The organism is Stenotrophomonas sp. 78350_Sma, from assembly GCF_056482105.1.
The window spans coordinates 2774023-2796445 of sequence record NZ_CM151182.1 but is presented as its reverse complement, the minus strand read 5'-3'; the positions used below and the strand labels follow the sequence as shown (position 1 = coordinate 2796445).

Genomic DNA, 22423 nt, shown 5'->3' with positions numbered 1-22423 from the left:
TTTTATGTGGCGAACCGGTCGCGCAGGAAATCAATCAGCTGCCGCACCTTTGGTGAGGGCTGCGTACTGTGCGGGTAGACCGCGTACACGCTCTGCTGCGGGAAGCGGTGCTGGCGCAGTACCGGCCGCAGGCGACCCTGGGCCAGGTCGTCCTCGATCAGCCAGCGTGGCAGCACGGTGACCCCGGCGCCGGCCACAGCGAAAGCGCGCAGGCTGCTGGCGCCATCCACGCGCACCACCGCGTTGCCCGGGTTGGTGGCAAACAGGGCGTCGCTGCCATCCGGTGCCACCACCGGCACATCGGCCAGACGCGGGTAGCCCAGGCGGGGCAGGGTTCCCAGCTGTACAGGATCATCGGCCGCCTCGGCGGAGGGTAGGCGCGCCAGCAGGGACGGAGCCGCCACCGCGCACAGCGGGTGGCGCTCCAGTTCACTGGCGTGCAGGCCCGAATCTGGCAGGCGGCCGAGGCGGATCGCCAGATCGAAGCGTTCGGGAATCAGGTCGGCCGGTGCCGGTGAAGTCGACAGGTGCAGCTGCAGGGCCGGATGCCGGGCACGGAAGGCCTCCAGCGCTGCGATCAGGCGCAGCTGCGCGTATTCCGGCGTCGTGGTCAGGCGCAGTACGCCCTGCAGCTGATGCTGGTCGCGGCGCGCGGCATCGATCGCTGCCTGTGCGGCATCCAGCGCCTGCAAGCAGTGCTGCAGGAACTGTTCGCCGGCCTCGGTCAGGGCCAGGTGGCGGGTACTGCGCAACAGCAGGGTCACGCCCAGTTCCTGCTCCAGCCGCTTCAGGTTGAAGCTGACCACCGCGCGGCTGAGGCCGAGGCGATCGGCCGCAGCGGTCAGGCTGCCGGCCTCGACCACGGCCCGGAAGATATCGAAGCGATCGAGGCTGACCATGGCAATTCATTGTCAAAGTAGATTTGACAGTGTTGCAGTTGTTGTCGTGTTTTTCCAACAAGGCCCGCACGGCATGCTGGCCGCTTCCCTGCTGGAGCGCCGCCGATGCCGTCCCCCCGCCTGCGCCATGAGGCGATCTTCCTGCTGGTGTTCGCCCTGGACCTGGTCAACATGTTCATCGCCACGGTGGCCTATCCGGCATTGACCGCGGAACTGCACGCTGACATCAGCACCCTGGCCTGGGTGGGCACCGCCTACATGCTGGGCCTGAGCGTGGTGATTCCGCTGGCCCCCTGGCTGGCCGCGCGCTGTGGCGAGCGTCGTCTGCTGCTTGTGGCGCTGCTGTTGTTCGCGGTTGCCGCTGCGCTGGCCGGCGCAGCACCGGGGATCGGCTGGCTGCTGGGCTGGCGCCTGCTGCAGGGGCTGGCCGGCGGCCTGCTGATTCCGGTGGCGCAGGCGGCGGCCTACCGTCAGTGCACGCCCGGGCAGCGTGGCGCGCTGACCCGGCGCATCCTGCTGGTGGCGCTGCTGGTGCCGGCGCTGGCGCCCGCGTTGGGCGGCCTGCTGGTGCAGTGGTTGTCCTGGCGCGGCGTGCTCTGGGCCAGCCTGCCGTTGGCGGTGGTAGCGATCGGCCTGGTGCTGGCCTGGATGCCGGCCGATGGCGCGCGCAGTGCGCCGCGCCTGCAGGCCTATGCGCTGTCCACCGCGATGCTGGCGCTGGGCGCGCTGCTGCTGGCGCTGACCTGGCTGGGCGAGTCCGGACATCGTGGCGCAGGTGCCGTGTTGCTGCTGGTCGCACTGCTGCTGGCGGCGGCCCACCTGCGGCATGCGCGTCGGCAGGTGCAGCCACTGCTGCGTTGGTCGCTGCTGTCCCACCGTGGTCTGCGGTTGGCGATGCTGATCTATCTGGCCGTACCCGGTGTGTTCATCGGCAGCCAGCTGGTCAGTACCCTGCAGCTGCACCAGGCCGGTTACAGCGCCGCACGCATCGGCGCATTGATGCTGCCCTGGGCGCTGGCCTCGGCCATTGCGATCACAGCCAGCAAGCGCTTGCTGGCCCGTTTTGGCGCAACCAGGGTGTTGCGTGCGGGCATGGTCCTGCAGGCCAGCGGCCTGCTGTTGATGGCGCTGCTGCCGCAGCCGGCCTTCGCCCTGGCCACGCTGTTGTTCGCGCTGATGGGCGCGGGCGGCAGCCTGTGCAGCAGCACGGCGCAGACGCTGGCCTTCCACGGCGTGGAGGATGAAGTGCTGGGCGATGCAAGTGCCCTCTGGAACCTCAATCGTCAGCTCAGTTTCTGCCTCGGTACTGCCGTCATTGCGCTGCTGCTGGCATTGGCCATGCAATGGCTGCCGGCAAGCGCCACGCGCGTGGCGCTGGGGTTGGCCGCCGTACTGACCCTGTTGCCGATGGCGTTGCTGCGTCGGCCGCAGAGGATCACCCTTTCGCAACCGGAGAACACTTGATGGATACCACCGCAGAACATGAAATCCACTACCTGCATGACAAACTACAGGTCTGGTTCCGGGCCGAGGTGGGTGCGGATGCGCTGGATGATCTGATGGCGCATTTCTGCGCGGACTTCAGCATGGTCGGCATCGCCGGGCGTCGGTTGGATCGGCCGGCGGTGCAGGCGTTGTTCGCGAGTGGTCACGGCGCGCGCCCAGGCCTGCAGATTTCCATCGACGCCGTGCAGGTGGTGGATGCGCCGTCGCCGCTGGCGGTGCTGCGCTATCGCGAAGGGCATTCGGTCGATGGAGGCCAGCCCACATGGCGCGAATCGCTGGCGGTGCTGCGCCAGGAGCAGGGACGCTGGCGCTGGCTGGCGCTGCATGAAGTGCCGGTGGCCTGACCGGTAGTACCGGCCGTCGGCGAGCGCAGCGGCACGGCAGGCACATGTGCCATCAGTCCTGCCTGCATCCACCGCAGAATGCAAAGCCCGCACACACTTCACGACTCAAGGCAGGAGTAGGCTTGAGGCTTTCCTGCCGGGAGGGGTTGTCCATGCGTGTGCGTGCCGTCGCTGTAGCCATTGCCCTTTGCCTGTCCAGCACTGTGCTGGCCGCCGATACCCCGCCGATGACCCCGGACATCAGCGGCAAGCCCTTCGTTGCCCCCGATGTCGGTCGTGACTACGACAAGCGCGTGGTGATGGTGCCGATGCGTGATGGCACCAAGCTGTATACGGTGATCGTGGTGCCCAAGGGCGCCCGCAACGCGCCGATCCTGCTGACCCGCACTCCTTACGATGCCGCTGGACGCGCCAGCCGCAGTGATTCGCCGCGCATGCGCGACCTGCTGCCGCAGGGCGACGAGGTGTTTGTCGACGGCGGCTACATCCGCGTGTTCCAGGACATCCGTGGCAAGTATGGCTCCGAAGGCGATTACGTGATGACCCGGCCGCTGCGCGGACCGTTGAACAACACCAAAGTCGACCATTCCACCGACGCCTGGGACACCATCGACTGGCTGGTCAAGAACGTGCCGGAGAGCAATGGCAAGGTCGGCATGCTCGGCTCATCGTATGAGGGTTTCACCGTGGTGATGGCGCTGACCGACCCGCATCCGGCGCTGAAAGTGGCGGCACCGCAGAGCCCGATGGTCGATGGCTGGATGGGTGACGACTGGCTCAACTACGGCGCGTTCCGCCAGGTCAACTTCAACTATTTCGCGATGCAGACCGAGAAGCGCGGCAAGGGTACGCCGCTGCCCAGCCTCGGCTACGACGACTACAGCACCTTCCTGCGCATCGGTTCGGCTGGCGACTACGCGCGCTTCACCGGCGTGGACCAGCTGACCTGGTGGAAGAAGCTGGTCGAGCATCCGGCCTATGATGGCTTCTGGCAGGGCCAGGCGCTGGACGCGGTGATGGCGAAGACACCGTTGAAGGTGCCGACCATGTGGCTGCAGGGCCTGTGGGATCAGGAAGACATGTGGGGCGCCAACCACGCCTACCAGGCGATGGAAGGGCGCGACAGCGGCAACAACCGCAACTACCTGGTGATGGGCCCGTGGCGGCACAGCCAGGTGAACTACAGCGGCAGCGAGCTGGGTGCGCTGAAGTTCGATGGCGATACCGCGCTGCAGTTCCGCCGCGATGTGCTCAAGCCGTTCTTCGACCAGTACCTGGTGGACGGTGCGCCAAAGGCCGATACGCCGCCGGTGCTGATCTACAACACTGGCGAGAACCACTGGGACCGCTTGAAGGGCTGGCCACGCAGCTGCGACAAGGGCTGTGCCGCCAGCAACAAGCCGCTGTACCTGCGCGCCGGCGGCAAGCTGGCGTTCCAGGCGCCGGCGGCGGGCGAGGGCGACTTCGAGGAGTACGTGTCCGACCCGGCCAAGCCGGTGCCGTTCGTGCCGCGGCCGGTCCGCTTCGGTGACCGCGACATGTGGACCACCTGGCTGGTCAAGGACCAGCGCTTTGTCGATGGTCGTCCGGACGTGCTGACCTTCATCACCGAACCGCTGACCGCGCCGTTGCGCATCGGCGGCGCGCCGGTGGTGCACCTGCAGGCCTCGACCAGTGGCACCGACAGCGACTGGGTGGTGAAGCTGATCGACGTGTATCCGGACCAGGAAGCGTCGACGCCGGAGATGGGGGGCTACGAGCTGCCGGTGTCGCTGGCGATCTTCCGCGGCCGCTACCGCGAGAGCTTCAGCGATCCGAAGCCGCTGGCGTCGAACCAGGTGCTGCCGTACCGCTTCGACCTGCCCAACGCCAACCACACCTTCCAGAAGGGGCACCGGGTGATGGTGCAGGTGCAGTCCAGCCTGTTCCCGCTGTATGACCGCAACCCGCAGACCTACGTGCCTAACGTCTACCTGGCCAAGCCGGGCGATTACCAGAAGGCCACGCAGCGGGTCTGGCACAGTGCCGCGCAGGCGAGCTACATCGATCTTCCGGTGTACTGAGGTTGGTGAGATCCGCCGGGTGCGCGATGCCCGGCGGCTGCGGTAGTGCCGGCCGCTGGCCGGTATCCGCGATGACGCAGGAGCGTGTCGACCAGGGTCGACACCTACCAGAGCTGGGCCATGGCACGTCGATTCAGGTGGCTGCGGTAGTGCCGGCCGCTGGCCGGCATCCGCGATGACGCAGGAGCGTGTCGACCAAGGTCGACACCTACCAGAGCTGGGCCATGGCACGTCGATTCAGGTGGCTGCGGTAGTGCCGGCCGCTGGCCGGCATCCGCGATGACGCAGGAGCGTGTCGACCAAGGTCGACACCTACCAGAGCTGGGCCATGGCACGTCGATTCAGGCGGCTGCGGTAGTGCCGGCCGCTGGCCGGCAACTGCAATGGCGCGAGAGCGTGTCGACCAAGGTCGACACCTGCCAGGGCTGGGCCATGGTATGCCGATCGACCAAGATCGACACCTGCCAGGGCACAGGCCTTCAGCCCACCTTCGAGGGGCCCGTGCGCCAGCGGCTGGGCACCAGACCGAAGCGCTTGCGGAATGCAGCGGCAAAGTTGCTGGGGTGGCGGTAACCACTGGCGGCGGCGGCCTGCTCGACCGTCCAGCCGTCTTCGCGCAGGCCCTGCTCGGCATGGCGCATGCGCTGCTCATGCAGATAATCGAATACCGAACTCCCATACTGCTGGGCGAAATGACGGCGCAGCGAACTTGGGCTCATGCACGCCAGCTGCGCCAGTTCGACCAGGCTGTGGGCGTGACTTGGGTCATCATGCAGGTAGGCGCGCACGCGCTCCAGCCGTTCGCGCTGGCCCGCACGTAGGGTGCGCACCTGTTCGGTCTGAAGATCCTCGGCCTGCAGGCCAACGGCGAGCAGCTGCAGGGCTACGCCCTCGCGCCACAGCGCATCGATGCCGTCCTGCCAGGGACTGTCGAACAACTGGCCCAGCACCGGCAGCAGGGTATGCGGAATCGCCCAGTGGCGGCACTCCAGGTGAGTGCTGAGCGCCGTGTGCAGCTGCGGCAGCTGGAACAGATCCGGATCGATCTCCGCCGGTACCATCACGCTGACGCCGCGCATGCGCGTTTCGCCGGGATGTGCACCGGTCATTTCGACCTGTTCGCGGTGGTGCGCGGTCATCGCAGTGCCCGCGCGCAGGGTGAAGCCACTGCGCCGGGGAATGCGTACATCCACCTGCCCCTGCAGCATCACGCGGATGGCCAGCCCGGGACTCTGCTGGGCAGTGGCGACGTATGGAAAGCGATTGTGGACGTCGGATGCGATCAGGCTCATGCCACCGCGCAGGAACTGCTCGTTGACTTCGCCATGGCCCGCCCACTGGTCGTCGCGCAGGTGTTCGGGGTCAGCGCGGTAGTCAAAGCCGTGGCGGTGGCCGAAGCGGCGGTAATCGGCAAAAGTGAAGTATCGGGACATTGCTCGGCACGTGCGCAGGAGGTGGACGCTGGCAGTACCTCGCCCATGCGCTCTGCATTGCAGATGCAGTTCCGGTCGTGGCCTGTGCGGACCCGCTGCGATGCGGTGGCGATGGCACGCTGGATGGCTGGGGAAACGCCAGATTGGAATGAGTGTGTCGAAGAAACTGGAAACGTTTCCCATTGTCGCCTTGATTCATCTGCATTTGATTTCGAGATGGTCAAAACGATTGACGATTACGGCCAAAGTGAAAATGCTGCTGAACATACGCCAGCGTTTTGCATGCATATCCGTACGTAATTCCATACATCAACTGGAGTTGAGGTTTTACGCGTGGAACGATCAGCCGTGGACGCGCTGTCTGCCGGGTCATCACGGATGAAGGCGTAGCGTGAGGGGTTCGCGGCGACACGCCGCATCGATACCTCCACAGAAGGAGAATGCAGATGATCGATTACCAGCTCACCGGCAAGACCGCGATCGTGACTGGCGGCGTATCCGGCATCGGCCTGGCGGCCGCGCAGACCCTTGCCGCATCCGGTGCGCGCGTTTCGGTATGGGACCTGAAACAGGACGCAGTGGATGCCACGGTGGCACGGCTGCAGGGCAGCGGTGCGCAGGCCATCGGCATCGCGCTGGACGTGACTGACGATGCTGCCGTCGAGGCGGCGGTGCAGCGCACGGTAAGGGAGCTGGGCGGTGTGCATGTCGCGGTCAACAACGCGGGCATCAGTGGGCCGGCCGCCAGCAGCGGTGACTATCCGATCGATGGCTGGCAGCGGGTCATCGACGTCAACCTCACCAGCGTGTTCCTGTGCCAGCGTGCGCAGATCCAGGCCATGCGTGCGGCCGGCACGGGTGGCAGCATCATCAACATGGCCTCGATCCTGGGCCAGGTGGGCTATGCCGGCTCCACCGCGTATGTTGCAGCCAAGCACGGCGTGGTCGGGCTGACCCAGACCGCCGCTTGGGAATACGCGGCCGACGGTATCCGTGTCAATGCGGTCGGCCCGGGCTTCATCAGCACACCGTTGCTGGAAAAAATGGATCCAAAGGTACGCGCCACGCTGGAAGGGCGGCATGCACTGAAGCGGCTGGGTACGGCCGAAGAAGTGGCAGCACTGGTGGCCTGGTTGGCCAGTGACGACGCTTCGTTCGCGACCGGCGCGTACTACGCCATCGATGGTGGCTACCTCGCGCAGTGAGCGAATGCGGTCAGTAGATCCACGCCATGCGTGGATGAAAGCGCGCGGTGAAGAAGGCGTGCCATCGCCTTCACCCCCGTCCCACGATCGCCGCGCGACGCTCCGGGAAAATCCCGGAGCCTTGCCCATGGAACTCACCCAGGATGTCTCGATCCTGCTGCGCGTGGCCGCAGCCATGTTGTTCGGCGGCGTACTCGGCGTCGAGCGCGAGATGGGCAAGCACGCTGCCGGTCTGCGCACGCACATGCTGATCGCGGGGGCTGCCGCATTGATCGTCGGCCTCGGCGATTCGGTGGCCGAACATTTCCAGCAGGAGCGCTACCGCGACCTGCTGCAGGTCGATCCGGTGCGCCTGATCGAAGCGGTGGTGGCCTGTGTCGGCTTCGTTGCCGCCGGCACCATCCTGCGTGGGTCACGCGAGGATCAGGTCAGCGGCCTGACCACGGCCAGCTCGCTGATCATGGCCGCAGCGATCGGGATCGCCGTGGGTATCGGCAAATACGTGATTGCCATCGGGGTGAGCGTGCTGTGCGTGCTGGTGCTGGCGGTGATGCGGCGGTTGGAGAAGCGGATTTCGTAGGGAATCCCGAGTTGCCGGCCAGCGGCCGGCACTACCGGGGCGACCCTGATGGTCGTACCAATATGTCGTCTAGCCCTATGGTCTAATAGGCTCTTCGTCGGAGTGGCGGTTAAATCCGCTGCAAGTGGTCTGATCGAACTCATTATTGGTACGACCAATAATCGACGGCCACGGCGATCCACCGCCTGCGGTGGGGCATCTTCCGCATCCAGTCGAGAGTCTTCATGCAGCCCTGGCAACACCTGTACGACGCCGCCGGCAACCTGTGGTTGTCCAGCCTGATCGCGCTGCTGCCGATCGCGTTCTTCTTCATTGCCCTGGCCGTGCTGCGCATGAAGGGCTGGCTGGCCGGCACCATCACCGTCGCCATCGCGCTTGGCGTGGCCCTGTTGTTCTACCGCATGCCGCTGAGCCAGGCGCTGGGAGCGGCCGGTTTCGGCTTCGTCTACGGCCTGTGGCCGATCGCCTGGATCATCATCGGCGCGGTGTTCCTCTACAAGGTCTCGGTCAAGACCGGCCAGTTCGACATCATCCGCGCTTCGATCCTGTCGGTGACCGAAGACCAGCGCCTGCAGATGCTGATGGTCGGCTTCGCCTTCGGTGCCTTCCTGGAGGGTGCGGCCGGGTTCGGTGCACCGGTGGCGATCACTGCGGCACTGCTGGTCGGGCTGGGTTTCAAGCCGCTGTATGCCGCCGGCCTGTGCCTGATCGTCAACACCGCGCCGGTGGCGTTCGGCGCAATGGGCATTCCGATCATCGTGGCCGGGCAGGTCACCGGCCTGGATGCATTCGAGATTGGCCAGATGGCCGGTCGCCAGCTGCCGTTCCTGACCATCATCGTGCTGTTCTGGATCATGGCGATCATGGATGGCTGGCGCGGCATCAAGGAAACCTGGCCGGCGGTGCTGGTTGCGGGTGGCTCGTTCGCCATCGCGCAGTACCTGACCTCCAATTTCATCGGCCCGGAACTGCCGGACATCACCGCGTCGCTGGCGTCGCTGGTCTGCCTGACCCTGTTCCTGCGCCGCTGGAAGCCGGTACGGATCTTCCGCTTCGATACCGAAACCAGCGCCGAGGCGGCCGCACAGGCACTGGAGGCACCGCGCTACAGCGTCGGCCAGATCGCCAAGGCGTGGTCGCCGTTCCTGATCCTCACCGCGATGGTCACGCTGTGGAGCATCAAGCCGTTCAAGTCGCTGTTCGCGGCCGGCGGCCCACTGGAAGGCTGGGTGCTGAAGATCCCGGTGCCGGGCCTGGACCAGATGGTGCAGAAGATGCCGCCGATCGTGGACGCACCGCTCAGCTACGAGGCGGTCTACAAATTCGACTGGTTCTCGGCCACCGGCACCTCGATCATCCTCGCGGCGGTGATCGCGATCATCGCACTGCGCATGCCGGCCCGCTCGGCGCTGCACACCTTCGGCGAAACCGTGCGGGAGCTGCGCATGCCGATCTACTCGATCGGCATGGTGCTCGCCTTTGCCTTCATCGCCAACTATTCGGGTCTGTCGGCAACGCTGGCGCTGGCATTGGCGCACACCGGCGACGCGTTCCCGTTCTTCTCGCCGTTCCTGGGCTGGCTGGGCGTGTTCCTGACCGGTTCGGATACCTCGTCCAATGCGCTGTTCTCGGCGCTGCAGGCCACCACCGCACAGCAGATCGGCGTGTCCGACGTGCTCCTGGTGGCGGCCAACACCACCGGCGGTGTCACCGGCAAGATGATCTCGCCGCAGTCGATCGCCATTGCCTGTGCGGCGGTCGGCCTGGCCGGCAAGGAATCGGACCTGTTCCGTTTCACGGTCAAGCACAGCCTGATCTTCACCACCATGGTCGGCCTGATCACCCTGGCCCAGGCCTACTGGCTGACCTGGATGATTCCCTGAGCCATGCACGGCCAGCAGACCACCCACTGCGCGCTTCGGGCCACAATGGCGCCATGAGCACGCAACGTATTTCCGACAAGGTGGCCGCACAGCTGCGCGGCATGGTGCAGGAACAACGGCTGCAGCCGGGTGACCGGCTGCCGGCCGAGCGCACTCTGGCGGTGCAGCTGGGGGTCTCGCGCACCGCGCTGCGCGAGGCCATCGCGCAGCTGGCCAGCCAGGGCCTGCTGACCGCACGCGTCGGTGGCGGTACTTACGTGGCCGAACCTGCGGCGCGCGCGCGGCAGGCGCTGGACGAACCACTGGCGCCGTACCTGCCGCTGTTCCAGGGCGACCCGGAATACCGCTTCGACGTGCTGGAGATCCGCCACGCGCTGGAAGGTGCGACTGCCTGGCATGCAGCGCTGCGTGCCACCGACGAGGACCGCACGCGCATCGCGCAGGCCTTCCAGACCATGATGGACGCGCACGGCAAGGACGACCCCACCGGTGAAGCGGAGGCTGACGCGGCCTTCCACCTGTCCATCGCCGAGGCCTCACACAACCTGGTGCTGCTGCAGGTGATGCGCGGCCTGTTCGAACTGCTGCAGACCAACATCTCGCAGAGCCGCGAAAAGCTCTACACCTCGGCGAGGACCTTCTCGCCGTTGTCCGACCAGCATCGCGAGATGATGGATGCGGTGCTGGCCGGCGACCCCGAACGCGCGCGCGCCGCCGCGCATGCCCACCTCGAGTTCGTGCACACCACGCTGCGCACCCTCGATGACAACGAAGCCCGGCGTGCGCGGGCCTCGCGTCTACCTTCCCCACACGGTTGACCCCATGATCATCTCCGCCTCCACCGATTACCGTGCTGCAGCGCAACGCCGGCTGCCGCCGTTCCTGTTCCACTACATCGATGGCGGCGCGTATGCCGAGCACACGCTGAAGCGCAACGTTTCCGACCTGTCCGACATCGCGCTGCGCCAGCGCATCCTGCGCAACATGTCCGACCTGAGCCTGGAAACCGAGCTGTTCGGCGAAAAACTGGCGATGCCGGTGGCGCTGGCGCCGGTCGGCCTGACCGGCATGTATGCCCGGCGTGGTGAAGTACAGGCGGCGCGCGCGGCCGACAGCCGCGGCATCCCGTTTACTCTGTCCACCGTATCGGTGTGCCCGATCGAGGAAGTGGCACCGGCCATCCAGCGGCCGATGTGGTTCCAGCTGTATGTGCTGCGCGACCGTGGCTTCATGCGCAACGCGCTGGAGCGGGCGCAGGCCGCGGGCGTGACCACCCTGGTGTTCACCGTGGACATGCCGGTGCCGGGCGCGCGCTACCGCGATGCACACTCCGGCATGAGCGGCCCGAATGCCTCGCTGCGCCGCATCGGCCAGGCCATCACCCATCCGCACTGGGCGTGGGACGTGGGCCTGTTCGGCCGCCCGCATGATCTGGGCAACATCTCCACCTACCGTGGCAACCCGACCGGGCTGGAGGACTATATCGGCTGGCTGGGCAGCAACTTCGATCCCTCCATTTCGTGGAAGGACCTGGAGTGGATCCGCGAATTCTGGAAGGGCCCGATGGTGATCAAGGGCATCCTCGACCCGGATGACGCGCGCGATGCGGTCAAGTTCGGCGCCGATGGCATCGTGGTCTCCAACCACGGTGGCCGCCAGCTGGACGGCGTGTTGTCCACCGCGCGCGCACTGCCGGCGATTGCCGATGCGGTACAGGGCGATCTGAAAATTCTCGCCGATTCGGGCATCCGTACCGGCCTGGACGTGGTGCGCATGCTGGCGCTGGGTGCCGACACCGTGCTGCTGGGCCGTGCCTTCGTCTATGCACTGGCCGCGCAGGGCGAGGCCGGCGTGGCCAACCTGCTGGACCTGATCGCCAAGGAAATGCGCGTGGCGATGACACTGACCGGCGCGCGTCGCATCGCCGACATCGGCCGCGATTCGCTGGTCAGCCTGCCATGAGTGGCCACGATGCCGTGCTGGCACAGCTGCGCGACGCCGTCGGCAGCCGCCATGTGCTGACCGGCGACAAGGCCACGCGCCGCTTCCGCCGTGGCTATCGTTTCGGCGACGGCCCGGTGCTGGCGGTGGTGCGCCCGGGCACCTTGCTGGAGTTGTGGCGCGTGCTGCAGGCGGCGGTGCAGGGTGGGGCGGCGATCATCCTGCAGGCGGCCAATACCGGCCTGACCGGCGGCTCGACCCCGGATGGCAACGACTATGGGCGGCCGATCGTGCTGGTCAGCACGCTGCGCCTGACCGGCATCCAGCTGTTGAACGAAGGCCGCCAGGTGCTGTGCCTGCCCGGCGCCACGCTCGACCGCCTGGAGCAGACCCTGGCACCGCTGGGCCGTGAGCCGCATTCGGTGATCGGCTCGTCCTGCATCGGCGCCTCGGTGCTGGGCGGCATCTGCAACAACTCCGGCGGTGCGCTGGTGCGCCGTGGGCCGGCCTACACCGAGCTGGCGCTGTATGCGCAGGTCGATGCGCAGGGCCAGCTGCAGCTGGTCAACCATCTGGGCATTGCGTTGGGTGATACGCCCGAGCAGATCCTACAGCGCCTGCAGGCCGGCGACTATGCTGCTGGCGACGTGGGTGACGGCGATGGCCGCGCCGCCTCCGATCCACGCTACGCCGAGGAAGTGCGCAGGGTCGATGCCGATACGCCGGCGCGTTTCAACGCCGACCCCAGCCGCCACTTCGAAGCTGCCGGTTCGGCCGGCAAGCTGGCGGTGTTCGCGGTGCGCCTGGACACCTTTGAAAAGGAGGCCGCCGAGGTCTTCTACATCGGCAGCAACCGCACCGACAGCCTCACTGCGATCCGGCGCCAGCTGCTGACCGGCTTCGAGCGCCTGCCGATTGCCGGTGAGTACATCCACCGCGATGCCTATGACATCGGCGAGCGCTACGGCAAGGACAGTTTCCTGTTGATCGATCGCCTCGGTACCGCGCGCGTGCCGGCCGCGTTCGCGCTGAAGAACCGTGTGGATGGCTGGTTCGAGCGGCTGGGTCTGCGCGGGGTGACTGATCGGGTGATGCAGGTGCTGACCGGCCTGCTGCCCTCGCACCTGCCCAAGCGCATGGGAGAATTCCGCCAGCGTTACGAGCATCACCTGTTGCTGAAGGTCTCCGCGCAGGACGCGGCGACAACCGAGGCCTGGCTGCGCGGATTCTTCGCCGGGCACGAAGGGGGCTATTTCCACTGCACGTCGGAGGAGGGGCGCAAGGCGTTCCTGCATCGCTTCGCGGTGGCCGGCGCGGCAGTGCGCTACCGCGAAGTGCATCGCGACCAGGTGCAGGACATCGTGGCGCTGGACATCGCCCTGCGTCGCGATGATGCCGACTGGTTCGAGCAGTTGCCGGCGGATATCGACGACCGCCTGCTGCACAAGCTGTATTACGGGCACTTCCTGTGCCACGTGTTCCACCAGGACTACATCGCGCGCAAGGGCGAAGACCCGATGGCGATCGAGCACGCGATGTGGGCGCTGCTGGACCAGCGCGGCGCCGAGTATCCGGCCGAGCACAACGTCGGCCACCTGTACCCGGCCAAGCCGGCGCTGGCCGGGTTCTACAAGCAGCTGGACCCGAGCAATACGTTCAATCCGGGCATCGGCCAGACCTCGAAAGCCAAGGGCTGGGGTGGCTGCGACTGTAGTGGGCACTAGCGGCGCACTCTCCGAAAGTTCGGATTTCTTGCATTCCTCACTGATCGGGTGGGCACTAGGCTGAGGTCTTGGCCGAGACGGATACAGAACCAATGCAGAGTGCCGATCAGATATGGGCGTCCATCAAAGCGTCGCTTCATGAGAAGAGTTGCCTGGATGAAGTGCAGTTGCGGACGGGAGCCTCCGAAAGCGAGTTGGCTGAACTGGAGGCTCAGCTTGGAGTCGCTTTGCCAGATCTGCTAAGGCAGTTGCTGATGATTCACGATGGCCAGGATGGGGTAGGGCTTCTGTTCGGTAGTCAGATGCTCTCGTCCATGGAGATCAGGCGGCAGTGGCGCGGTTGGCGTGAGATCGAGGCCGACGGCATGAACGAGGACTGCGCGGAGTTCATGAAGGCGAGTCCCGCGGGGGTGGTGAAGCCGATGTACACCAATGCGCGTTGGATACCGCTGACTCACGATGGTGGCGGCAATCACATGGGATTGGATTTCGATCCCGACATTGGCGGTGCTGAAGGACAGATGATTGCCTTTGGTGCGGATGAAGACACCAAGTACCTTCTCGCTCCCACTTTCGCTGAGTTCGCTGAAAAGGCTGTGGAGTGGATCAGTCAGGCAAGCTGGGATGGTGAGAATCTCGAGTCGCCAACTGATGACGGCTTCGCTCCCCCGGCCATTCTCCGGACTGCTGGCGGGGCGTAGTTGGGAGCGCCGTTCTGACTGGTCGCGATCGTCCTGTTACTCCTGCGCTACCATCTGGATTCCACGAGCAGGAATCTCCTCCATGCCCACCGCTGGCGCCCGCGCCACCCTGTGCGTTGCACTGCTGGCCACCCCGCTGCTGGCGCTGGCCCAGAGCGCGATCCTGCCGCAGCAGCGCGATGCCGCCGGCAATGTGATGGAGCCGCTGGGGCAGGTGCTGATCGCGAGTGAGACTGGACCGTCGGGTCTTTATGACTGCACCCGGGACGGCAACTGGTGCGTGCGCGTGCAGCCGGTCTCCGAGGAGGGTGACCGGCCCACCATGCTTGAGGTGCTGGAAAAGGTGCAGGGCCAAGGCAAGCCCCACAGCTATCGCGTCAGCATCGACGTGCCGCAGGAAAGCGAGCTGTCGCTGTGGCCATGGATCGTGCGGCTTGCCCCAGGCGTGGGCAGCGATGAACCAGTGACCGATCCGCAGCAGCGCGCCCGCCAGAATGTGCTGGTGGGTGGCATCGTCACGTTCAGCGCCATGTACTCCGGTGGAGGTGCCGACGCGTCCACGCTGCAGCTGGCACGCGTGCGCCACCTGCAGGACGACATCCAGGTGGACGACGACGTGCTGACCGTGCCATGGCTGGGCAGTGCGATGATCCGCGCCTGTTTCAGCGAGCAGGACATCAAGCAGCGCGCAGGTGCCTGCCACGACGAGTACGGCTTCTCGGCAAAGCTTGCGCTGGATACGGTTGCCGGGGGCATGCCGGTGCTGCGCTACCAGACCGTCGCGACCCGGTTCCCGGCCGGTGTTTCGCGCTTCGAGGATTCGCTGGCCAAGGGGCCGCTGAAGAAGAAGGACCTGCGCAGCGAGCAGGATCCGGCATGCACCTATACCCGGCTGTTCCACTTCCGCGAGGGCATGTTCCACCCGGACCAGGAATTGCCGGACTGCGCCGGCTATACCGAACCCTGAAATGTAGCGTCGAGCCATGCTCGACTCGGGTTCCCGCGTGGCCCGACCAGAGAGCAGCCGAGCGTGGGCTCGGCTCTACAGAAGCCCGTGGCGGCGCTTACTCGCAGCGCGTGGACGTGATGATGTTGTCCTTGTCCACGAACACGCGCAGGCGGTCCTGGCGGATGTCCTTGGTGGTGATGGTGCTGGGGCCGATCGGGTTGACCAGGCCGGCACCACTCTCGCGGGATAGGCGGCGGATGTTGGGCTCATTGGCCGGCTGGCCGATCGCCCAGCCCAGCTGGCTGGCGTCGCAGCGGCCGCTCCCTTTGACTTCCGGGCCAGGGGTGCTGACGCAGGCCGACAGCAGCAGGGCAGAGGCCGGCAGCAACAGGGACAGACGGAATGCAGACATGCGAGCGCTCCTGCGCAGGGGAAGATGGCGGGAACGATAGCACCGAGCGTGCGAAAGGCGTCAGCGCCCCGGTCATTGCCGGCACAGCGTGGTCATTGCATAGTGGGAGGAATGGCTGGCAGTACGCCAGCGGGCAGGCCGGGCCTTTCCGGCGCAGGCGTTGGACACGGTATGACGGCAGGCAGTTTCCGCGACAAGGGCAGGACGATGATGGCACTGGCGCTGTCCATGCTGGGCATGGCGTTTGCCGCCTCCGCTGCCGCACCGGAACCTGTGCCGGTCGACCCCCCGGTGTTCGGCGCCTGGCGCAACCTGCAGACCGAGGCCGGCTACACGCCGGCCCAGCGCGACCTCGCCTTTGCCATGCTGCCGCAGGCCTCCACCCGCGGTGATCGATTCGCCATTGTCGACCGTGAGGGCAAGCGCGCGGTGTGCTGCCTGCAGGTGGCCAGTCCGTCGCTGGGCGTGGCCGCGCTGCGCGAGCAGTACCACCTGCCGCAGGCCTGGGTGACCGACCTGAGCAATGGCCGCAGCCCGGCACGCCCCTATGTTCCGCACGTCTACGCGATGCAACGGGTGGACGAACTGGCCGACTACAGCTTCGCCGATGTGCCGGGCGCCTACAGCGACCTGGGCGGGCTGTTGATTCCGGAAGGTGCCGCACTGGAGGCCGACGGCAGTGCCGTGCGCCTGGGGGACACCCGCTACCCGCTGCATTTCCAGCGCCAGCCGCATGCCGATGACGATGGCGCGCTGGATCGCTACACCCTGCAGACAGGTGAGGGCGCCGCCCCGATCGTGGTTGAAGTGCCGTTCGGCACTTACTGATTGCAGCACTCCATTGGCTAGAATGCGGCGCGGCGCCGTCTGCCGTGCCTGTTCCGTGAGCCGTTGCCGTGTCCCTGCGCCCCTTCCTGCTGCCATCCCTGCTGCTGTTGTCCGCCTGTGCCAGCGCTCCAACGCCGCCGCCGGTGCATTCCGATGCACTGTGGCGATTGATCGAACGTGACTGCCGGGGCGCCGAAGGTCCACGCGGCGACTGCCTGCGCGTGGAGACGGCTGCGGACCGCCGCGATGTGCTGGTCAAGGACGCGCACGGCGACTATCAGTTCCTGCTGATGCCGCTGGACAAGGTCAGCGGGATCGAGAACCTCGCCCTGTACCAGCGCGGTGCGCCGAATTACTTTGCCGCAGCCTGGCAGGCACGCAGCCACACCGAACGGGCCCTGGGCCAACCACTGCCGCGCAGCGTCGCCAGCCTGGCGCTGAATTCACCACATGGCCGCTCGCAGCACCAGCTGCATATCCATGTCGACTGCCTGCGCGCCGATGTGCTGCAGGCCCTGGATGCACATGCCGGTGCCTTGGGCACCCGGTGGGCGCCACTGCCGGTACTGCTGCGCGGCCATCAGTACCGGGCCCGGCTGCTGCCGGGCGCGGAGCTGACCGCCAATCCGCTCAATCTGCTGGCCTATGACCTCGCTGGCGTGGACGACGTGGGCCAGTGGAGCCTGGTCGTGGCCGGCCGGGACGCCGTGCAGGGCGGCCCGGGCTTCATTCTGCTGGCGACCCGTGTGGACGCCGGCACCGGCAATGAGGCCAGCGCCGAAGAGCTGCAGGACCACGCCTGCTCGGTGTTGACCGGCGCAAGCGACTCCCTGGAGCGGGTCCGCTAACCCTGGGGCTGCTGGCGGCTGCGCCAGACCGGTGCGGTCAGCGCCAGCAGCTTGCGATCCTGCCAGCCATCCAGATCCAGATGATGGTCGCGCAGCAGGCCTTCCTGCTCGAAGCCGAAGGCGTGCAGCGCAGTGGCGAACGGGTCACTGCAGTCCGGCGGCAGCATCACGAACAGGCGGTGCAGGCCGACATCCTCGAACAGGAACGGGCACAGTGCGTGCAGCATCGCGTCGGTGTGCGCGTGCCAGTGCTGCAGTGACAGCAGCTCGGCGCAGCGCGAGTGCAGCGAATGCAGGCGGACGTGCAACTGGTCCAGCACGGTCCCGTGCTGGTCATCGAAAACACCCAGCATCAACTGGTCGTTGTCCTGCTCAAGGCGCGAGCGGTGCATGTGGGCGAGGAAACGTGCTTCTTCGTCAAGACCAGGGTGAAGATGCCGACCGCGCCGGCGTCGGTCGTCGAACAGGCGCCAGGCCGGCAGGTCGGCCCGCTGGAACGGGCGCAGGGTGACCGGCGCCACCTGCAGCTGGAGCAGATGGCGGCGCGACACAGGGCGCAAAGGGGGGAGGAGGGATGTGGGGTACGGGGTCATCATCCCCGGAACGATGGCAACGCCCGGTTCGCCAGACCATTCAAAAGATTGCAAAAACACGACGACCACCGGGCGGAGCCTGATTCGGTTCAGGCATAAGGCCATCAGGGCTGGTCATTTCCGTTGAAACCACCCATTCAGGACACTTTCGTTACGGGATCGTTATGTGCCGCGCACGCCTCCGGTCCCGTACCACCCGCCCAACTCCCCCAGGAAGCCCATGTCCGCCTCTCACAAGGCGCTGCGCCCGCGTCCGCTGGTGCTCGCGCTGTCGTCCCTGATGCTGGTCTCGTTGCCGGCCTTCGCGCAGGAAAGCGCACCCACCTCGCTGCAGGAAGTGAAGGTCACCGGCTCGCGCATTCCGCGCGCCAGCGTCGAAGGGCCGTCCCCGGTGACCGTGATCAGCCGCGAGCAGATCGACGCGCAGGGCTACCGCAATGCGTTCGACGCGCTGAGCGCCCTGACCGAAAACACCGGCAACGTGCAGGGCGAGGACTTCGGCAACACCTTCACTCCGGCGGCCAACACCATCAACCTGCGCGGCCTTGGCCCGAACCGCACGCTGGTGCTGGTCAACGGACGCCGCCAGGCCGACTACCCGCTGGCCTACGAAGGCTCGGTGAACGTGGTCAACCTGGCCAACATTCCCAGCGCCCTGATCGAGCGCATCGAGGTGCTGGCTGCCGGTGCGTCGGCGGTGTACGGCTCGGATGCCATCGCCGGCGTGGTCAACATCATCCTCAAGGACCGCTTTGAAGGTGTGGACGTGAACGTGCGCGCCGGCGGCACCCAGCAGGGCGGTGGCGACAACCAGCGCGCGCAGGTGGTCGGTGGCAGTTCCGGCGAGCGCTGGGATGCCCTGTTCGGCTTCGAGTTCGACGTGCGCAAGGCGATCCATGCGCGCCAGCGCGACTTCATGGATTCGCTGGAGGACGATCCGACCGGCAAGGCGCCGCAGGCGACCGCGATCGCGTATCGCCGCAACGCTGCCACCGGTCGCAACATCGATCCGGGCGTCAATGGCTGCGACGCGGCGTCGGACATCTATGGCGGCAGCGTGTTCCGCGCCTTCAACCCGCGCCAGGGCTGGTATTGCGGCAGCAACGAGGCCGCCGCCAGCTATTGGACGGTGCAGACCGAGAAGCGCAATCTCAACGGCTACGGCCTGCTGACCTTCCACGTCAACGAGACCACCGACCTGTTCGCCGATCTGGCCGTGGGCAGCGCACGCATCACCAACAACACCCGTGCGCCCACCTGGACCTCGGCCCGCAATTACTTCTACAACCAGACCACCGGCAACCTGGAAAGCTGGTACCGCCGCTTTGCACCCGAGGAAATCGGTGGCCTGCCGCGCAATGCCAACCGTTTCCTGGAAAACTCCTGGTCGTTCAACGTCGGCGCGCGCGGCCAGATCGGTGACAGTGGCTGGGATTATGAAGCGGTCTACAGCCGCTCACGCTACGAGAACCGCACCCGTCGCCCAGTGCTGCTGGCCGGCATCAATGAATACCTGCTTGGCCCGAAGCTGGGCGTGCGCAATGGCGTAGAGGTCTATGCGCCGGACCCGGCGCGCCTGTTCCAGCCGCTGAGCCCGAACGAGTACCAGGACCTGTCCGGCTACCAGGAGAGCCGCAACGCGGCGTGGCTGCAGACTTTCAGCGCCAGCGTCAACGGCCGGCTGTTCGCACTGCCCGGTGGCGATGCCGCGCTGGCCGCCGTGGTCGAGGCCGGCAGCCAGGGTTACCGCAATCGCCCGGACCCGCGCCTGGGCACCGGCGAGTTCTGGAACACCAGCGCCGGTATCGGTGCCGGTGGCGAGCGCGACCGCTATGCTGCCGGCCTGGAGCTGCAGCTGCCGTTGCTGCAGTCGCTGACCACCACCCTGGCCGGTCGCTATGACCAGTACCGTGCCGGTGGCGAGCACATCGGCAAGGCGACCTGGAGCTTCGGCGTCGAGTTCCGTCCGATCGAGAGCCTGCTGATCCGTGGTACGGCGGCGACCAGTTTCCGGGCGCCGGACATGAACTACGTGTTCGCCACCGAAACCCGCGGCTACAACCCGGGCATGACCGACTACTGGCGCTGCCGCACGGCGGGCCAGTCGTACGACAACTGCGACTACAACGGCCTGTCGATCGATTACAGCAACCGCGCCAATGCACAGCTGCAGCCTGAATCGGCCAAGTCGTATGGCTTCGGCGTGGTCTGGTCGCCGCTGGCCGGCCTGGACTTCAGTGCCGACTATTACGACATCCGCATCGACAACGAGGTGACCAGCCTCGATACCAGCCGCATCCTGCGTGACGAGGCCGATTGCCGGCTGGGAAAGACGCTGGGCGGCGAGGCGCGTGATATCGGTTCACCGCTGTGCCAGGACGCGCTGTCGCGTGTGATCCGCAACCCGTCCAATGCCACGGTGCAGCCGGACCAGGTGACCCGTGTGCTGATCAACCCGATCAACGCCGCCTCTGAATCGGTTCGCGGGCTGGACCTGAAGGGCAACTGGCGTTTCGATGCCGGCCGCTATGGCCGCTTCACCACGCGCCTGGCCTATACCGTGGTGCTGGAGCACAAGTACCGGCAGTTCTCCGATGATCCGGAGCGTGACATCCGCAATTCGCTGGATGACTACCAGTGGCGCAGCAAGGCCAACGGCAGCATCACCTGGAACCAGGGTGACTGGACCACCACGCTGTACGGCAACCGCTTCGGCTCGCTGCCGAAGACCGATGGCAGTGGCCGCATTGCGCCGTACATGACGTACAACGCCAGCGTCTTCCGCCAGTTCGGCGAGAACCTGTCGGTGGGCGTGATCGTCAACAACCTGCGTGACAGCCGCCCGCCAGCGGACAGGAACGGTGGCGGCTGGCCGTTCTACCCGGTCGGCAACTACGACCCGTATGGCCGCCAGTACTGGGTGCAGCTGGACTACCGGTTCCGCTGATCCTGCAGGCGAACGAAAGGCCCGGCATTGCCGGGCTTTTCTTTGTGCGGTGCATCCGTGTTGCCGGCGCGCACGTGGCATGCTGTGGCGATACATGGAGGAGGATGCGCATGGATGTCAGGATGTGGAGTGTGATTGCCGTACTGGCCGTTGCCGGTTGCAGCAGCGAGCAGGCGGCCAGCGTGGACGAGGCTGCGGACGCGACCAGTGCCGCGCCCATGCCGTCCCTTTCCAACCCAGCGACCGATGCTGGATCAGTGCGCGTGCCAACGGCATCGACGCGTGCAATGGCCAGGCAGGGGCCTGCGGATGCGGAGGGTCACTTCCTCGAGGGCGAGCGCTTGCTGTTGACCGAAGGTGCACTGTCGACGGAAAAGAGCGACGTGGTCCTTGGCTCGGACAATGCCTTTGCACAGGCGATCAGCCAGTTCGAGCGGGACGCGGCGGGCCACCCGGAAGTGCAGGACCTGACCCGGCTCTACAGGGCGGCCGCGACCCGGCTCATCGGCAGCGGCGGCACGCTGGTGTCTTTCGCCTGTGGCTACAGCCTGTGTGTCGGCGAGATACGAAGCCGTACCGATGAGGATTTCAGTGCCTGGTCCGAGGCGATCGGTATGGACAAGGGTGCCCCGGTCTACAGCCTGACCACTGCGCCGATGACGTGGGGCAGGGATCAGCATGGTGGGCGCTTCGTATTCTCGGTGGACCCGGCATCCAACAGCATTACCGCGCAGTGGGGCCCTGACCGGTGACACATGCAGCTAGGGCAGCGCTTGTTGCAGGTACGACTCGATGACGTAGCTGAAAGGCTGCTGCTGGCGGTCGCGGAGCAGGGCCCGAACTTCCAGGATGACGCCCTGGTCGCCTTCACCGCGTGGCGGCCAGAAGGTCTGATCGGCCAGCGTCTGGCGCTTGAAGCCGAGCGGGCCGACCACCCGGCCGAAGGGTTCATCGGTGGTATCGAGCACTTGGTTCATGGCCGGACTGAGGTGGCCGGGCAGGTACCAGTTGTCGGCCTCGGACAGGACGCGGCTGCCACAGACCAGCTGCACGCGGCGATAGCGCAGTTCGGTGCCCGGTTTCGCGCCCAGCGCCTGCAGCACTTCGGTCGGGGCCGGTTTGTCGGTACCGCGCACGCGCACGGCGCGGACCCGGGCCTGCTCAGCCAGGCCATGTTCGGCGCACCAGGTTTCGAGCGTGGCGGTGGCGCTCTGGCCGGCCAGCACGCGCTGATGCAGCATTTCCACCAGGGCGGCAGAGGCGATGCGTTGCTGGCCCGGTGGCGCCTGCGGCGGGGTGCTGGCCCCGGCATCAGTGGCGGACAGGCTGGCGATCGGGGCGGCGGCAAGCAGGGACGCGGCCTGCCAGCGGCGGAGACGATCGTGGCGGTCGGACGGGCCCATGCGGCATCACTGCGGAAACAGGCGCCCATGTTACCCGTTCAGGCGTGTGCACGGCGTGGCTGTGACCGGTTGTCGCAGGGGTAATCATCGTTCCGGTGAATGCGTGCCATCCAGATATTTCGTTGGCCGATGGCTGTGGCGAGGCGCACGATGGCGCCATTCTT

General features: G+C 66.4%; 21 protein-coding genes. 16 read left to right on the top strand and 5 right to left on the bottom strand.

The window, feature by feature from the left end; genetic code table 11:
- Nucleotides 1–2: 2 nt before the first annotated feature.
- A complete protein-coding gene (locus ACZK4H_RS12985; RefSeq protein WP_099553202.1) occupies nt 3–899 on the bottom strand; it encodes a LysR family transcriptional regulator in 897 nt (298 codons plus the stop codon).
- Between the two features lie 105 nt (nt 900–1004).
- On the opposite strand from ACZK4H_RS12985, the gene ACZK4H_RS12980 reads away from it, so the two are divergent.
- From ACZK4H_RS12980 to ACZK4H_RS12970, 3 genes are all read left to right on the top strand, one after another.
- Nucleotides 1005–2363, top strand: a complete 1359-nt coding sequence (locus ACZK4H_RS12980; protein ID WP_099553203.1) for an MFS transporter — start codon at nt 1005–1007, stop codon at nt 2361–2363.
- Nucleotides 2363–2749 carry a DUF4440 domain-containing protein gene (locus ACZK4H_RS12975; RefSeq protein ID WP_099553204.1) on the top strand — a complete coding sequence of 129 codons (387 nt, stop codon included), beginning with the start codon at nt 2363–2365 and terminating at the stop codon, nt 2747–2749. The genes ACZK4H_RS12980 and ACZK4H_RS12975 overlap by 1 nt, the downstream gene beginning before the upstream one ends.
- Before the next feature lie 152 nt (nt 2750–2901).
- Entirely contained in the window at nt 2902–4812 is a 1911-nt protein-coding gene (locus ACZK4H_RS12970; RefSeq protein ID WP_099553205.1) for a CocE/NonD family hydrolase, read from the top strand.
- Nucleotides 4813–5291: 479 nt separating this feature from the next.
- Here ACZK4H_RS12970 and ACZK4H_RS12965 read toward each other — a convergent pair whose 3' ends face one another.
- Nucleotides 5292–6245, bottom strand: coding sequence for a helix-turn-helix transcriptional regulator (locus ACZK4H_RS12965; RefSeq protein WP_099553206.1), 954 nt, complete (start codon nt 6243–6245; stop codon nt 5292–5294).
- Nucleotides 6246–6290: 45 nt separating this feature from the next.
- On the opposite strand from ACZK4H_RS12965, the gene ACZK4H_RS12960 reads away from it, so the two are divergent.
- From ACZK4H_RS12960 to ACZK4H_RS12920, 9 genes are all read left to right on the top strand, one after another.
- Nucleotides 6291–6545: a hypothetical protein gene (locus ACZK4H_RS12960; RefSeq protein WP_142806210.1), complete on the top strand. Its 255-nt coding sequence runs from the start codon at nt 6291–6293 to the stop codon at nt 6543–6545.
- Between the two features lie 146 nt (nt 6546–6691).
- Nucleotides 6692–7450, top strand: a complete 759-nt coding sequence (locus ACZK4H_RS12955) for an SDR family NAD(P)-dependent oxidoreductase (RefSeq protein WP_099553207.1) — start codon at nt 6692–6694, stop codon at nt 7448–7450.
- 127 nt (nt 7451–7577) lie between these two features.
- Nucleotides 7578–8030, top strand: a complete 453-nt coding sequence (locus ACZK4H_RS12950; protein ID WP_005410036.1) for an MgtC/SapB family protein — start codon at nt 7578–7580, stop codon at nt 8028–8030.
- A 224-nt stretch (nt 8031–8254) separates the two neighbouring features.
- Complete coding sequence (gene lldP / locus ACZK4H_RS12945; RefSeq protein ID WP_478472979.1) at nt 8255–9913, top strand: L-lactate permease; 1659 nt, start codon at nt 8255–8257, stop codon at nt 9911–9913.
- 53 nt (nt 9914–9966) lie between these two features.
- On the top strand, nt 9967–10731 hold the full coding sequence (gene lldR, locus ACZK4H_RS12940; protein WP_099553210.1) for a transcriptional regulator LldR: 765 nt from the start codon (nt 9967–9969) through the stop codon (nt 10729–10731).
- Nucleotides 10732–10735: 4 nt separating this feature from the next.
- Nucleotides 10736–11875 (top strand): FMN-dependent L-lactate dehydrogenase LldD, encoded by a 1140-nt coding sequence (gene lldD / locus ACZK4H_RS12935; RefSeq protein ID WP_010485059.1) that lies wholly within the window; start codon nt 10736–10738, stop codon nt 11873–11875.
- Nucleotides 11872–13578, top strand: a complete 1707-nt coding sequence (gene dld, locus ACZK4H_RS12930) for a D-lactate dehydrogenase (RefSeq protein WP_099553213.1) — start codon at nt 11872–11874, stop codon at nt 13576–13578. Before lldD ends, dld begins: the two co-directional genes overlap by 4 nt.
- Nucleotides 13579–13670: 92 nt before the next feature.
- The gene (locus ACZK4H_RS12925) at nt 13671–14279 is read left to right on the top strand and encodes an SMI1/KNR4 family protein (protein ID WP_099553215.1); all 609 of its coding nucleotides are present in this window, start codon (nt 13671–13673) and stop codon (nt 14277–14279) included.
- Between the two features lie 82 nt (nt 14280–14361).
- Nucleotides 14362–15246, top strand: coding sequence for a hypothetical protein (locus ACZK4H_RS12920; protein WP_099553217.1), 885 nt, complete (start codon nt 14362–14364; stop codon nt 15244–15246).
- 97 nt (nt 15247–15343) lie between these two features.
- Here ACZK4H_RS12920 and ACZK4H_RS12915 read toward each other — a convergent pair whose 3' ends face one another.
- Nucleotides 15344–15640, bottom strand: a complete 297-nt coding sequence (locus ACZK4H_RS12915; protein WP_005413768.1) for a hypothetical protein — start codon at nt 15638–15640, stop codon at nt 15344–15346.
- A gap of 171 nt (nt 15641–15811) precedes the next feature.
- On the opposite strand from ACZK4H_RS12915, the gene ACZK4H_RS12910 reads away from it, so the two are divergent.
- Together ACZK4H_RS12910 and ACZK4H_RS12905 are read left to right on the top strand one after the other, a co-directional pair.
- A complete protein-coding gene (locus tag ACZK4H_RS12910) occupies nt 15812–16468 on the top strand; it encodes a decarboxylase (RefSeq protein ID WP_099553219.1) in 657 nt (218 codons plus the stop codon).
- Nucleotides 16469–16536: 68 nt separating this feature from the next.
- On the top strand, nt 16537–17316 hold the full coding sequence (locus ACZK4H_RS12905) for a CDP-diacylglycerol diphosphatase (RefSeq protein ID WP_099553221.1): 780 nt from the start codon (nt 16537–16539) through the stop codon (nt 17314–17316).
- Here ACZK4H_RS12905 and ACZK4H_RS12900 read toward each other — a convergent pair.
- Nucleotides 17313–17912 carry a GNAT family N-acetyltransferase gene (locus ACZK4H_RS12900; protein WP_099604049.1) on the bottom strand — a complete coding sequence of 200 codons (600 nt, stop codon included), beginning with the start codon at nt 17910–17912 and terminating at the stop codon, nt 17313–17315. The two genes, ACZK4H_RS12905 and ACZK4H_RS12900, sit on opposite strands and share 4 nt — an antisense overlap.
- Nucleotides 17913–18129: 217 nt before the next feature.
- Between ACZK4H_RS12900 and ACZK4H_RS12895 the strand changes: the two genes are divergently transcribed.
- Entirely contained in the window at nt 18130–20856 is a 2727-nt protein-coding gene (locus ACZK4H_RS12895; protein WP_099553225.1) for a TonB-dependent receptor plug domain-containing protein, read from the top strand.
- 104 nt (nt 20857–20960) lie between these two features.
- Nucleotides 20961–21608: a hypothetical protein gene (locus tag ACZK4H_RS12890; protein WP_239503822.1), complete on the top strand. Its 648-nt coding sequence runs from the start codon at nt 20961–20963 to the stop codon at nt 21606–21608.
- 9 nt (nt 21609–21617) lie between these two features.
- Here ACZK4H_RS12890 and ACZK4H_RS12885 read toward each other — a convergent pair whose 3' ends face one another.
- Nucleotides 21618–22259, bottom strand: coding sequence for a hypothetical protein (locus tag ACZK4H_RS12885; RefSeq protein WP_099553230.1), 642 nt, complete (start codon nt 22257–22259; stop codon nt 21618–21620).
- Nucleotides 22260–22423: the final 164 nt, after the last annotated feature.